A 13,438-nucleotide genomic window follows, 5' to 3' on the forward strand; every position below is an offset into this window, starting at 1 on the left:
GCCCGCGACGGGAATCCGTCGCGGGCCGCGGCACTCGTCGGGATCGACCGCACTCAGGCGGCGACCTCCGCGACGGCGGCCTTGACCTGGGCGAGGCTGGGGTTGGTCGCGGTCCACAGCGGTTCCCCGCCGCCCGCCGGCAGGATCACCAGCGTCGGCACCGTCTGGTTGCCGCCGTTCACACTCATCACGAAGTCGGCGGCCGCGGGGTCGTGCTCGATGTTCACCTCGGTGTAGGCGATGCCCTCGCGCTCCATCTGGCTCTTGAGCCGGCGGCAGTAGCCGCACCACGTCGTGCTGTACATCGTCACGGGGGCCGACATCGTCATGCACTCCTTTGTTCGCCCGGTCCGGGAACGGCTGTTCACCTCGCCAACGTGCGCGCGATCGGTTTGATTCCGCGCCTGTGCACGATCCGGGCGCTGTGCACAACCGGCCTCGCGTCGTCGGGATGCCTGAGAGGATGGGTCGATGATCGCTTCCCCCGACGACGTCCTGGACGCGCTCGATCCCGAGCAGCGGCGGGTGGCCAAGGCCGTCGACGGCGCCGTGTGCGTACTGGCGGGCGCGGGCACCGGCAAGACCCGGGCGATCACCCATCGCATCGCCTACGGGGTGCTGACCGGCGCGATGCAGCCCGGGCAGACCCTGGCGGTCACCTTCACCGCGCGCGCCGCGGCGGAGATGCGCGGTCGGCTGCGCGACCTGGGTGTGCCCGGCGTGCAGGCGCGCACGTTCCACTCGGCGGCCCTGCGCCAGTTGTCCTACTTCTGGCCGAAAGTCTTCGGCGGCGCGCCGCCCCAGCTCGTGGAGACCAAGATCATGCTGGTCCGCGACGCGGTGCAACACTGCCGACTGCGGGCCGATCGGGCCGAGCTGCGCGACATCACCGGCGAGATCGAGTGGGCCAAGGCCACCCAGACCGCGCCGGACGACTATCCGCGCGCGGTGCTCGCCGCGAGCCGCAAGCCGCCGCGCGCGGCCGGCGAGATCGCCCACGTCTACGCGGCCTACGAGAAGATCAAGTCCGGCAAGGGCCGGATGGACTTCGAGGATGTGTTGCTGCTCACCATCGGCCTGCTGGACGAGCGCCCCGAGGTGCGCGAGGCGGTCCAGGCGCAGTACCGGCACTTCACCGTGGACGAGTACCAGGACGTCAACCCGCTCCAGCAGCGACTGCTGGACCTGTGGGCGAACCAGGCGCGCAGCCTGTGCGTGGTCGGCGACGCGAGTCAGACGATCTACTCGTTCACCGGCGCGACGCCCGGCTACCTGCTCGGCTTCCGCCGCCGGTATCCGGACGCCGAACTGGTCGAGCTGGTCCGCGACTACCGGTCCACCCCCCAGGTGGTGGGCCTGGCCAACCGGCTGCTCGCGCACGCCTCGGGCGAGGCGGCCAAGCACCGGCTGCAACTGATCTCGCAGCGCGGCGAGGGCCCGGCCCCGCGTTTCGTCGAGCACGCCGACGAACAGGCCGAGGCGGAGAGCACCGCGAAGCAGATCCACGCGCTGATCGAGGAGGGTGTGCGGCCGGCCGAGATCGCGGTGTTGTTCCGGACCAACTCGCAGTCCGAGGCGTACGAGCAGGCGCTCGCCGATCGATCCGTGGCGTATCTGCTCAAGGGCGCCGAGCGTTTCTTCGAGCGGGCCGAGGTCCGCCAGGCGATGGGCTTCCTGCGCGCACACGCCATCTCGGGCGGCGCCGAATCGGAGGCCGGCTCGCTCCCGGGCGAGGTGCGCGCGGTACTGGGCAACACCGGATGGAGCGCGGAAGCACCCGCCGGTTCCGGCCAGGCCCGGGAGAAGTGGGAGTCGGTGGCCGCGTTGTTGCGGCTCGCCGAGGAGTTCGCGGCCAAGCGGCCCGAGGCGACCCTGCGCGATTTCACCGTCGAACTGGCCGAGCGGGCCAACGCGCAACACGCGCCGACGGTGGAGGGGGTCACGCTCGCGTCGTTGCACGCGGCCAAGGGCCTGGAGTGGGACGCGGTGTTCCTGGTCGGCCTCAACGAGGGCATGATGCCGATCGCCTACGCGGACACCCCGGACAAGATCGAGGAGGAGCGGCGGCTGCTCTACGTCGGGGTGACCCGCGCCCGCGAGCGACTGTCGCTGTCCTGGGCGCAGGCCCGCACCCCCGGCGGGCGGGCGCGCAAGGCTTCCCGCTTCCTGGACGGGCTGCGCGGGGTGGGCGGTTCGTCCGGCTCGGACTCCGGCCGGCCGGACACGTTCCGCGCCTCGAGTGCGGGCCGCGGTGCGGACGGTACGACTCGGCCCCGGCGCAAGGTGGGCCCGGTGCGCTGCCGGGTCTGCGCACGGGCGCTCCAGGACGCCGCCGAGCGCAAGATCGGCCGCTGCCTGGACTGCCCCTCGGATGTCGACGAGTTCCTGTTCGAGCAGTTGCGGGAGTGGCGGCTGGGGCGGGCGCAGGAACAGAGCCAGCCCGCGTTCGTCGTCTTCACCGACGCGACGCTGACCGCGATCGCGGAGACCCGGCCGCTCAACGAGCGCCAACTGGCCGCCATTCCGGGGGTGAGCCGGACCAAGTTGGAGCGTTTCGGTGACGACGTGCTCGCGCTGTGTGCCGGCCACGACCTGGTGGGCGAGCCCGTACCGGACGACTTCGAGCACATCCCGGAGGACGAGGATGCTCCCGCCGGGGAGTGAATTCCGAGGGGTTTCCCTCGAGTGACGAGGGCCATGCAATAAATCGTTTGCGTCCTGCTCCGAACCGCATCTACGCTCACGAGCACGGTCGGAACGTTCGACCGTGCTCGTCCATGAAACTTGGAAGCACCCCTGCGGTGTTGCCCCGAAGCCCTCTCGAAAGGAGGTGAACGTCGTGATTACCAGGAACTTGAAAGCCCAGCGTCAGGCGTTCGCCGCCGCTTCGGTCGTGGTGTCGGTGGGCTCCGCCAAGCTGTCGCATGCCGATCTCTCCCTGTCCAAGTCCGGCCTGGTCGGACTCCCCGTGGATCTGTCCTATGCCGGGACCGATGCCCTGATCACCGCCGCCGCGCGACTGCGTGGCAACGGCAGTGGTGCGTCCGCAGCCGCAGGTGCCTCAGGTCCGGTCGGTCTGGCGGGCAGCGCCGAGGGTCCGTGGCAAGGCGAGCAGGCAGCAAAGACGCGTCGCAACGAGCGACCGTCGAGCGCGGCGGCTTGTGAGCAGGCGCAGGCGCAGGCGCAGGAATCGCAGCAGGCCAATGGAATGACCATGGCCGGTTTTGCCGGTAACAACGGGTATCCGTCCTGGAGGAACAGGACCTGACGAGACGTCAGGTCGGCACCCTCCAGGGCCGCGGAATCCCGAACACCGGGATCCGCGGCCCTTGTCTTTTGTCGGCTGTCAGCAGCACCGAGTAGCGACCACCGGGGACACGAGTCCCACGAATCACAGGAGCACCACGTGCCCCACGGCAAACCCCCCGCACCCGGCAGCACAGCCACAGCGACATCGGAGGTAGACCTGATGACCCTTACCGCTTTCGAGGACGTCGAGCAGCTCGAGTCCACGATCCCCTGCCGTTCCTACGACCCCGAGGTCTTCTTCGCCGAGTCCCCCGAGGACGTCGAATACGCGAAGGCCCTCTGCCGGGAGTGCCCCGTGCGCGAGATGTGCCTGCAGGGCGCGCTCGAGCGCCGCGAGCCCTGGGGCGTCTGGGGTGGCGAGCTCTTCGTGCAGGGCGTCGTCGTCGCCCGCAAGCGTCCCCGTGGCCGTCCGCGCAAGACGGAGGTCGCCGCGTGACCCCGCCCGCAGGACCCCGACGCACGAGCACCCGACGCACCACGTACGCGCAGGAACCCATGAAGCACATCCACGACACGAACGCAGTTTTGCCCAATGACAGGAGCAGGGAGTTGCATCTCATCAACGAAGCCCTCGCGAGGGCTCAGATGGATCAACAGCTCCGTGAAGCGGAGCTCCAACGCAGGGCGTACCACGTCCGGATGGCGCGCAGGATGCGTCGTCGGGCGGAGGTCGCCTCCATGCGGGCACGCCGGGCCCTCGCCATCGCGGTGATGTAGCAGAGCCGGTGCGCGGCACGCCGAAGGGCGGGCACTCCCCTCGGGGAATGCCCGCCCTTCGGCGGTTCGGGGATGCCGGCCGGGCCTAACGCCCGGCGGCACCCCCGGAGTTCTCGACGCCGTCGATGCCCTCGATCTCCTCGGCCTCGTCGCCGTCCTCGATGGAGAAGTCGAACTCCTCGGCCTCGAAGTCCTCTTCGGCGAAGCCGGGCAACCAGGTGGCCAACTCCTCGCGGAACGGCGCGGTCGCGCCGAGCTGACACAACACGCCGATCGTGCTCAGCGTGACCCGGTGGATGAGCAGATAGCTCGGCGGCAGATTCAGTTGCCGGGCCAGCGCGGACGCGGGATTGCGCGGGTCGCCGATCCGCGCGCCCTGCTCGCGCATCCAGGCCCGGGTGAAGGTGAACTCCTCGGCCTCGGCCGGCTCCAGGAACGGCAGCAGGTAGTCCAGGACTTCGGCCGCGTCCAGCCGGATCGACGGCTTGACGAAGCCCTCGGTGCGGAGCACCTGCATCACGCTCTCCGCGTCACCGTCGAGCGCGAGCCGAAACGCCCGGCCGATCGGTTCGGGCAGCCCCTCGGGCAGCCGGTTGACCGTGCCGAAGTCCAGCACCCCCAACCGTCCGTCGGCGAGCAGGCGGAAGTTGCCCGGGTGCGAGTCCGCGTGCAACATGCCGGTGCGCGCGGGGCCGGAGAACAGGAAGCGACTGAGCATGTGCCCGGCCCGGTCGCGCTCTTCCCGGCTGCCCTTGTCGATCACCTGGGACAGCGGCTTGCCGTCCATCCACTCGGTGATCAGCACCCGCTCGGTCTGGTGCACCACGTGCGGCACGAAGATGTCCGGGTCGCCGTCGAACTCCACCGCGTGCGCGGTCTGCGCCTCCGCTTCGAGCTGGTAGTCCAGCTCCTCGGCGACCCGGGCCTTGAGCTCGGCGATCAGCGGCTTGACGTCGATGCCCGGGATCAGCGCGCCGGCGAAGCGCGCGACGTGGCCGAGCTGGTTGAGGTCGGAGATCAACGCGTCGCCGGCCCCGGGATACTGGATCTTGACCGCGACGACGCGCCCGTCGTGCCAGACCGCCCGGTGCACCTGGCCGATCGAGGCGGCAGCGGCGGGGGCCTCGGAGAACTCCTCGAACAGCGTGCGCCAGTCGTCGCCGAGATTCTCGGCGAGCGCCTTGTGCACGGTACGCGCCGGCATCGGCGGCGCCGCGTCCTGGAGCTTGGTCAGCGCCGAGCGGTAGGGCCCGGCCACCTCCTCGGGCAGCGCGGCCTCGAATACCGACAGGGCCTGCCCGAGTTTCATCGCGCCGCCCTTCAACTCGCCGAGCACCTTGAACAGTTGTTGCGCGGTGCGCTGCTGGAGTTCGGCGGCGACGATCTCGGCCGGTCTGCCACCGATGCGCCTGCCCAGGCCCAGTGTCGCCCGGCCGGCCACCCCCAAGGGGAGGGACGCGAGCTTGGCGGTGCGGGTCACGGCCCTGCGCGGAAGATCGCTCACGCGACCCATTGTGTCCGACCCGAGGCCGCAGCATGTGTGATGGGCCCCACCTCTTGCGCCGGGTGGGTGGCCCGGCAGTCGCAGCGGGCGTGCGGGGACCAGCTTCGGCGCCGGGTCAGGCCGTCCGGCAGCTCGATCTCCACCGTGCCGTCGACGGTGGTGGGCAGCGCGCCGTCGAGGAAGGTGAGCACCTGCAGGGCGGCCCGGGCCGCGACCTCGGTGGCGAGCACCACGTCACACGGGGCGTCGCCGGGCGCGGGTGCCGCCGCGAGTTGGGCGAGCAGGCGCGGCCAACCGGGATCGCGGTCGCTGCGGGCCAGATCCAGGCAGCGCCCGCAGGCCGACCGTCCCACCAGCACGAACGGTCCGATCACCCCGGTGGTCTCGCGGATGTCCGCGTACAGATGCGGGACCCGCTGCCGGACCAGCCGGGCACCCGGCGCCGGATCCGGGCGGCCCTCCGGCACGAGCACCGCGACGTCGGGGGTGCCGCGTCCGGCGGGCAGCGCACACCGCACGCCCGGAGCCAGGCGGCGCAGCGCCGCCCGGACCGTGGTCTCCCGACGCGGGCGCTCCTCGTCCCAGCCGAACGCCACCGGCCCCGCGTCGCCCGGGCGCACCGGCCGGCGGTCCGCGGGCACCACGTGGCCCACCCCGGCGGCGGCGAGCAGCCCGGCCACCGCCGCGCCCACCCGACCGGCGCCGTGCACCGCGACCACCGCCCCCGCCCGTCGATCCAGGGCGGCCAGCCCCGCGTCGCCGCTGCCGTGCAGCAGGGTGAGCGAGGTCAGGTCGGGACCCAGCCGGGCCCGCTCGCGAGGCAACACGGGCACCGGGGTGGGCCGCCCGGAGGCGTCCTCCAGAACCCCCTCGCGAGCCAGCAGGTCGAGCACCGCCTCGGCGCGCCCGCGGCCCAGCCCCACCCGTTCCGCCAGCTCCCAGGTCCGGTCCAGGTCGCGGGTGCCGTCCAACTGCTCGACGAACCGTGTGGTGGTCGGGTCCAGCCCGCCGAGCAGCACCGCCCGGCGTGGATCCAGGCCCAGTTGCAGCGTCTGTCGATCGCGCCACAACCGACGCAGGGCGGGCTTGAGGAGCGGGCGCATGGGAGACCTCCGAGGAACGGCGCACGGGGAACCGGGGCGGCGGCCGAGATCGGCGGGACGGCTCGGCCGACCCCAGCGTGCCCGGCTGCGGCTCCTCGGGTATTTCGTCGTCCACAGGCGGCGTATGAATATGCTATTTGGAAATATTGGGCGGCGAGGAATGGAATGGGAACTATCGAACGAATAGTGCTTATGCCCGCGCCGCGATGCGAGATCGGGCGGTATCGAATATCCCCGGCCGGCCCGAAGTGGGGGCGCCCTGTCGGTGCGGTCGGTTAACGTCCTGGTTGTGGTCGCGGATCCCGGGGCCGGACACGACATGCTGTCCGGAGCCCCCTACCAGGGTGCCGTCGAGGTGCGTCGCAGCGCCCGACGGAAACGAACCGTGTCGGCATACCGGGACGGGGATCGCACCGTGGTCCTGCTCCCCGGCCGGATGACGCAGACCGAGGAGAAACGCTGGGTCGGCGTGATGCTGGAGCGTCTGGCCGCGCAGGAGCGGCGCCGACGCCCCAGCGACGAGGACCTCGCGGTGCGGGCCCGGGAGTTGTCCGCCCGCTATCTGGACGGGCGGGCGGAGCCGGCGAGCGTGCGCTGGGTGGGCAACCAGAACACCCGCTGGGGTTCGTGCACGCCGATCGACGGCACGATTCGGCTCTCCACCCGACTGCGTGGCATGCCGACTCATGTCGTCGACTATGTATTGCTGCACGAACTCGCGCATTTGCTGGTGCCCGGTCACGGGCCACGCTTTTGGACCCTGCTCGCCGCATATCCGCGCACCGAACGCGCGCGTGGATATCTGGAGGGTGTCGCGGCCGCGAGCGGACTGGCGATGAGCGACGACAAGGACGATGTGGAAACCCCGGCCGGCGCGCCGGAGGCGGCGCAGCCGGAACCGGCGCCGACCGGCCGCGGCCGAGGCGCCGCGCCGAGCCCGCGCGCAGCCCGCAAGGGCACCGCGGCTGCGGACGGTACACGCGCCGGGACAACCCGCGATCGCGCCGGCCGCAAGCCTCGCGACTGACCCGGATCCGGCCCGCACGAGTCGTCGCGGTGCCGGATTCGGACGTATAGCGTGAGGCGCGTACGCCACCGGGAACCGGTCGTGGGGAATCGCTCGTCGGCGCTACGAGAATGCCGTCGAGCGTTGTGCCGTACCCGGACCGGGGCGGATCCGATGTTGTAGCGTGCCGAGCGCGGCGGGGACCCAGGTGGTGGGCGCCCGCACCGCCGGTGGCGGAAAAGCGGGGAAGGGAGCCACACAGTGGTCGAGTTCAGGAAGGGACAGAAGTCGAAGCTGTCCGACCTGACCGCGGGGACCGATCTGTATGTCGGGGTGCAGTTGGACAGCCCCGGGCTGACGTTCGACATCGCGTGCTTCGGGTTGGACGCGGGCGAACGGCTGTCCGACGATCGGTACTTCATCTTCTTCAACCAGCCCAAGTCGCCCGAGGAGTCGATCCAACTCCTCGGCGCGCAGGCCGGCGACACCGAGTCCTTCCGGGTCACACTCGACCGGGTCCCGCCGAACGTCAACAAGCTCGCGTTCACCGCGACCATCGACGGCGACGGCGTGATGTCCCAGGTCGCGTCCGGCTACCTGCGGATCGTGGCGGGCGGCCAGGAGGTCGCGCGCTACTCCTTCACCGGGCGCGAGTTCAGCACCGAGCGTGCCGTGATGATCGCGGACGTATACAAGAAGGACGTCTGGCGCTTCTCCGCCGTCGGCCAGGGCTTCGACGGCGGGCTGCGCGCGCTCCTGGAGAACTTCGGTGGCGAGGTTGCCGAGGACGAGCCGGACGAGGCGCCCAAGCCGGACCCGGTGCCCTCCGGCGCCGCCCCCGGATTCGCCCCGCCCGGCGGCGGGATGCCGCACCAGCAGCCCGCGCCCTCGTTCGGCCCGCCCGGCGGCGGTCCGCCGCCGCCCGCGCCGAACTTCGGTCCGCCGCCCGGCGCACCGCAACCGGTCGGCTCGATGCACGGCGGCCCGCCCATCCCGCCGCAGTACCAGGAGCCCGGCGCCCCGCCGCACGGTGCCCCCGGCGGCTACCCGCCGCCCCCCGGCCCGCCGCAGTACAACCAGCACCCCGGCACCCCGCCGCACGGCGCGCCCGGTGGCTACCCGCCGCCGCCCGGCCCGCCCGGTCCCGGCGGTTACCCGAACCAGACGCCGCACCAGGGCCACATGGCACCGCCCGCACCGCCCGGCATGGGTCAGCCCGGGGGCTACCCGCCGCCGGCCGGCCCCGGGGGCTACCCGCCGCCCGGCCCGCCCGGACCCGGCGGCTACCCGGGAGCCGGTCAGCCCGGCCAGATGCAGCCCACGCTCCAGATGCCGGTGCCCGGTGGCCCGCCCGGACCGCCGCCCGGCATGCAGGGTCCGCCGATGCAGGGCCCGCCGCCCGGCATGCAGGGAGTGGGCATCGCCTCGCCCGAGCCGGCCTTCCAGTACGGCATCGACCAGTACCGCGAGGTGCCCGCCGGCGGCCGCTGGGCCCAGCAGAACGCCAAGATGGTTCGGGTCGACGTCTCCGGCGGCAAGGTGATCGCCCGCCAAGGCGTGATGGTGGCCTACCAGGGCGACGTGAAGTTCAAGTTCCAGGGGCAGAGCCTGCGCAGCCGGTACGACAACCGGCAGACCGGCCAGTCGCTCGAACTGATGCGCTGCGAGGGCAACGGCGAGGTGTTCTTCGCCGAGGACGCGGCCCACCTGCACCTGGTCGAACTCCAGGGCAACAAGCTGTTCGTCAACGTGGCCAACGTGCTCGCCTTCGACGAGGGCCTGACCATCGAACCGGCCCGGGTCGAGGGTGTGGGCATCCCCGGCGGCGCGCTGTTCGCGCAGACCTTCAGCGGTCAGGGCACGGTGGTGGTCAAGACCCAGGGCATCCCGCTGGTGCTCCCGGTCCAGGGCCCGACCTTCGCGGACAGCAACGCGATCGTGGCGTGGACCGACATGGACGTCTCCACCACCACCCAGATGCGGCTGCGCCGGACCGCCTTCCCCGGGCACAGCGGCGAGACGGTCAACCTGCAGTTCCGCTGCCCGCCCGGCGGCAACAACTTCATCGTCGTCCAGCCCTACGAGGTGTGAGGGGAACATGGATCAGCAACTGATCGCCGCGTACGGGCAGACCGCCCCTCAGGCCCGGATGAGCGCGCACGGCAACAAGATCTGTCGGGTCAACATCCAGCCCGGCTCGCCCGGCGTGTTGGCCAAGCAGGGCGCGATGATCGCCTACGAGGGCTACATCCGGTTCGCCGGTTACGGCCAGGGCGCGCAGCGCCGAGTGACCAGCGGCATCACCGGCGAGCGCATGCAACTGATGAGCTGCACCGGCCAGGGCGACATCTACTTCGCCGACTACGGCGCGGACGTGGCCATCATGCAGCTCAACCAGGGCGAGGGGCTGTCGGTCAACGCGAGCAACATCCTCGCGTTCGACGAAAACCTGGAACACCGGATCAAGATGGTGAGCGGGGTCACCGCGAAGTTCAGCGGCAACGGCCTGTTCAACATGGAGCTCTCCGGTCAGGGCTGGGTCGCGATCACCACGCGCGGCACGCCGGTCGTGCTCAATCCGGCCGAACGCGAGACCTACGTCGACCCGGACGCGCTGGTCGCCTGGAGCACCAGCCTCAAGGTCGGCACCAAGCGCTCGATGCGGCTCGGCGGCATCGTCGGGCGCGGTTCCGGCGAGGCGATGCAGGTGTCCTTCAAGGGCAACGGCTTCGTCGTCGTGCAACCGGCCGAGGACGCCACCGACCGTTTCCACGTGCGCGGCTGACCGCGAGCGAAGGAGGAATACCGTGCAAAGCTCGCTTTTCGGTCACGCACCCACGCAGACGCCCGAGCGGTTCAGTCTGCAGAACGCGCACATGCTCAAGGTCCAGCTCGGCAACGGACTGCCGGACCACTGTCTGGCCCGGGTCGGCTCGATGGTCGCCTACCAGGGCGCGATCGACTTCGACGGGAACATGCGCTCCGGCGCCGAGCAGCAGGCCGCCGCGGCGACAGGCGAACAGCTCAACCTCATGCGTGCCCACGGCACGGGAACCATGTGGCTGGCCAACATGGCCCAGTCGATCCACGTGCTCGACCTCGACTTCGAGGGCCTGACCGTGGACGGCCAGTACGTGCTGGCCCTGGACAGCACCCTGAGCTGGAACGTGGTCGCGATCGAGAGCGCGCAGTCGGTCGCCGGCGCCGGTTCCTACAACCTGGACATCAGCGGCAACGGCAAGATCGCGCTGATGACCTCCGGAAAGCCGCTGATCATGCGGGCCACCCAGGGCACCGAGGTGTTCGCGGACGCCGACGCGGTGATCGCCTGGAGCACCAGGCTGTCGATCAACATGCAGGCGCAGACCAACTCGGCGCGGATCTACCGCCGCCGTCGGGGCACCGGCGAGGGCTGGAACATGTGCTTCACGGGCGAGGGCTACGTCGTGGTCCAGCCCAGCGAGATGTTGCCGCCCGTCGAGTTCATCTCGGCCGGCGGATACCTGGCCAACCGAGGTCTGGGACAGGACGGCGGCGTCCGGGGCAACACCTGGGGCCAGTAGCCGGCAACCGTCCACGCCGAGGGGCGCCCCACCGGGATCGGTGGCGGCGCCCCTCGTGGTGTGGCGTCGCGGCGCTCAGCACACCTCGCGGGCCCGGGCCACCAGCGCCCGGACCGAGTCGTCCGTCTCGGTGGGCAGCGCGTCGAACGCGAACCACCGCAGGTCCAACGACTCGTCGCTGATCAGCTCGGTCGAACCGGGCGGGGCCAGCGCGACGTACTGCACGTCCAGGTGCACCGCGCACGGCGTGTCGTGCCGGTCCAGGACGACCGGCGCGCCCCCGGCGAGCAGGGTCAGGCCGGTGATTCCGGACTCCTCGCGGGCCTCGCGCAGCGCCGCCTCGGCCAGCGTGCGATCCACCGGCTCGCAGTGCCCACCGGTCTGCAACCACTTGCGGATCTTCGCGTGCAGGGTAAGCAGCACTCGCTCCCGGGCCGCGTCCACGATCACCGCGCTCGCCGTCACGTGCGCGTGCGGACACGCCTTGAGCATGCCGTCCTCATGTGCGGCCAGGTGTGTCAGGTAGGCGTGACGCAAGCGGTCCGCCCGATCGTCGGGCGCCTCCCACTTCGCCAGCACGTCGACCGCGTCGAGCCGTAGGCTCACGCGCCGGACCCCGTGCCGCCGTCCTTGCCGTCCTTGTCGTTCTTGCCTTCCGGCTCGTCGCCGTCGTCGCCGCTCGCCTTGTCGCCGGTCGACTCCAGCTTGTCCAGGTCCGCGTCCAGCTCGGCGTCCAGACCGGACAGGTCCAGCTCGGCGTGGTGCACGAAGCCGTCCGGGTCGTCCAGGTCGTCGGCGGTCGGCAGCAGATCCGGGTGTTGCCACACCGCGTCCCGGCCGTCGACGCCGCGGGCGTCCGCGAGCGAGGCCCACAGCCGTGCCGCGTCACGCAACCGGCGCGGGCGCAGCTCCAGGCCGACCAGCGTGGCGAAGGTCTGCTCTGCCGGGCCACCGGTCGCGCGCCGCCGACGCAGCGTCTCGCGCAGTGCGCCGGCCGAGGGCAGCCGAGACTCCGCGGCGCTGTGCACGACCGCGTCCACCCAGCCCTCCACCAGCGCCAGCGCCGTTTCCAGGCGCGCCAACGCGGTCTTTTGCTCCGGCGTCTCCTCGGGCTCGAACAGACCCTGCGCGAAGGCTTCCTGGAGCGCCTCGGGGTTGCTCGGGTCGATCCGCCCCGCCGCCTCCTCCAGCCGGCTCATGTCCACCTTGATGCCCCGCGCGTACGCCTCGACCGCGCCGAACAGGTGTTGCCGCAACCACGGCACATGCGCGAACAGACGCTGGTGCGCCGCCTCGCGCAGGGCCAGGTACAGCCGGACCTCGTCCTGCGGTACCGACAGGCCCTCGCCGAACGCGGTCAGGTTGGCCGGCAACAGCGCGGCCTTGCCCGCCGGTCCGATCGGCAGCCCGACATCGGTCGAACCGACCACCTCGCCGGCCAGCGCGCCCAACGCCTGCCCGACCTGGGCGCCGAACATCGCGCCGCCCATGCCGCGCATCATGCCCAGCAGCGGCCCGGCCATGCTCTGCATCTCGTCGGGCATCATCTCGCCCATGGCCGCGACCACCCGGGTCGCCAGCGGCTCGACCAGCGCGCGCCACTGCGGCAGCGTCGCCTCGATCCACTCCGCGCGACTCCAGGCCGCGGTGGTGCTCACCCCGGAGGGCAGCGACGTGGCCGCGTCCAGCCACAGCTCGGCCAGCCGCACGGCTTCCTCGACGCCACCACGCTCGACCGCGCCGATCGACGCGTCGCCCTGCTGGGCCACCGTCTGCCGGGCGATGTCCCGGGCCAGGTCCCAGTTGACCGGGCCGCCCTCGTAGGACAGCAGCTTGCCGAGCTGCTGGAAGGCCGCGCCCAGATCCGCCTGGTTCATCTGCCCGAACAACGCGCCGAACGGATTGTTGGGGTCGCCGCCGGCCGCGCCGAAGCCGAACGGGTCATTGGGGTTCGAGCCACCGGAACCACCGCCGGGGCGATTGGGATCGTCGTCGCCCGAGGGCTTGCCGAAGCCGAAGGGGAAGTCAGCCATGGTTGGGCCCCTCTACGTTGTCCACGTGTGCGGCGCCCTCGGGCCCGACCACTCGATGCTGACTCACGGTTACCTCGTCTCGCTCGGCCTGCCCGCCGTCCCGGCCGGAGGCAACGCCGCAGGAGCGCCGATTCGCGCCTGGCGTGAAGATCACAACAACACCTCCGGCAGGATGGATCGCGGACACTGACAGGAAAGGCAAG

At 71.4% G+C, this 13,438-nt stretch carries 12 protein-coding genes and 1 pseudogene; 8 read left to right on the forward strand and 5 right to left on the reverse strand.

Features of this window, described 5'->3' with window-relative positions; genetic code table 11:
* Positions 1 to 53: 53 nt before the first annotated feature.
* Positions 54 to 323: a mycoredoxin gene (locus ACFXMF_RS20515; protein WP_360308282.1), complete on the reverse strand. Its 270-nt coding sequence runs from the start codon at positions 321 to 323 to the stop codon at positions 54 to 56.
* Positions 324 to 471: 148 nt separating this feature from the next.
* Between ACFXMF_RS20515 and ACFXMF_RS20520 the strand changes: the two genes are divergently transcribed.
* The 4 genes from ACFXMF_RS20520 to ACFXMF_RS20535 all read left to right on the forward strand — a co-directional run bounded on the left by ACFXMF_RS20520 (position 472) and on the right by ACFXMF_RS20535 (position 4,026).
* Positions 472 to 2,664 carry an ATP-dependent DNA helicase UvrD2 gene (locus ACFXMF_RS20520; RefSeq protein ID WP_360308285.1) on the forward strand — a complete coding sequence of 731 codons (2,193 nt, stop codon included), beginning with the start codon at positions 472 to 474 and terminating at the stop codon, positions 2,662 to 2,664.
* A gap of 166 nt (positions 2,665 to 2,830) precedes the next feature.
* Positions 2,831 to 3,268, forward strand: coding sequence for a hypothetical protein (locus tag ACFXMF_RS20525; RefSeq protein ID WP_379992681.1), 438 nt, complete (start codon positions 2,831 to 2,833; stop codon positions 3,266 to 3,268).
* Positions 3,269 to 3,406: 138 nt separating this feature from the next.
* On the forward strand, positions 3,407 to 3,745 hold the full coding sequence (locus ACFXMF_RS20530) for a WhiB family transcriptional regulator (RefSeq protein ID WP_026218651.1): 339 nt from the start codon (positions 3,407 to 3,409) through the stop codon (positions 3,743 to 3,745).
* A gap of 59 nt (positions 3,746 to 3,804) precedes the next feature.
* On the forward strand, positions 3,805 to 4,026 hold the full coding sequence (locus tag ACFXMF_RS20535; RefSeq protein WP_355541032.1) for a hypothetical protein: 222 nt from the start codon (positions 3,805 to 3,807) through the stop codon (positions 4,024 to 4,026).
* Positions 4,027 to 4,111: 85 nt separating this feature from the next.
* Here the strand turns inward: ACFXMF_RS20535 and ACFXMF_RS20540 are convergent, their stop codons facing one another.
* Together ACFXMF_RS20540 and ACFXMF_RS20545 are read right to left on the reverse strand one after the other, a co-directional pair.
* A complete protein-coding gene (locus tag ACFXMF_RS20540) occupies positions 4,112 to 5,530 on the reverse strand; it encodes an AarF/ABC1/UbiB kinase family protein (protein ID WP_360308291.1) in 1,419 nt (472 codons plus the stop codon).
* Positions 5,527 to 6,633, reverse strand: a complete 1,107-nt coding sequence (locus ACFXMF_RS20545; RefSeq protein WP_360308294.1) for a ThiF family adenylyltransferase — start codon at positions 6,631 to 6,633, stop codon at positions 5,527 to 5,529. Before ACFXMF_RS20545 ends, ACFXMF_RS20540 begins: the two co-directional genes overlap by 4 nt.
* Before the next feature lie 319 nt (positions 6,634 to 6,952).
* Here ACFXMF_RS20545 and ACFXMF_RS20550 point away from each other — a divergent pair.
* From ACFXMF_RS20550 to ACFXMF_RS20565, 4 genes and pseudogenes are all read left to right on the forward strand, one after another.
* Positions 6,953 to 7,465: pseudogene (locus ACFXMF_RS20550) on the forward strand (M48 family metallopeptidase); the annotation flags it as partial.
* Between the two features lie 435 nt (positions 7,466 to 7,900).
* Entirely contained in the window at positions 7,901 to 9,730 is a 1,830-nt protein-coding gene (locus ACFXMF_RS20555; RefSeq protein WP_379991130.1) for a TerD family protein, read from the forward strand.
* Positions 9,731 to 9,737: 7 nt separating this feature from the next.
* The gene (locus ACFXMF_RS20560) at positions 9,738 to 10,424 is read left to right on the forward strand and encodes an AIM24 family protein (protein ID WP_360308300.1); all 687 of its coding nucleotides are present in this window, start codon (positions 9,738 to 9,740) and stop codon (positions 10,422 to 10,424) included.
* Between the two features lie 22 nt (positions 10,425 to 10,446).
* Entirely contained in the window at positions 10,447 to 11,202 is a 756-nt protein-coding gene (locus ACFXMF_RS20565; protein ID WP_379991129.1) for an AIM24 family protein, read from the forward strand.
* Between the two features lie 75 nt (positions 11,203 to 11,277).
* Here the strand turns inward: ACFXMF_RS20565 and ACFXMF_RS20570 are convergent, their stop codons facing one another.
* On the reverse strand, positions 11,278 to 11,808 hold the full coding sequence (locus ACFXMF_RS20570) for an NUDIX hydrolase (protein ID WP_379991128.1): 531 nt from the start codon (positions 11,806 to 11,808) through the stop codon (positions 11,278 to 11,280).
* On the reverse strand, positions 11,805 to 13,235 hold the full coding sequence (locus tag ACFXMF_RS20575) for a zinc-dependent metalloprotease (RefSeq protein WP_360308309.1): 1,431 nt from the start codon (positions 13,233 to 13,235) through the stop codon (positions 11,805 to 11,807). Before ACFXMF_RS20575 ends, ACFXMF_RS20570 begins: the two co-directional genes overlap by 4 nt.
* Positions 13,236 to 13,438 lie beyond the last annotated feature (203 nt).

The organism is Embleya sp. NPDC059213, from assembly GCF_042754445.1.
Lineage (GTDB): Bacteria > Actinomycetota > Actinomycetes > Streptomycetales > Streptomycetaceae > Embleya.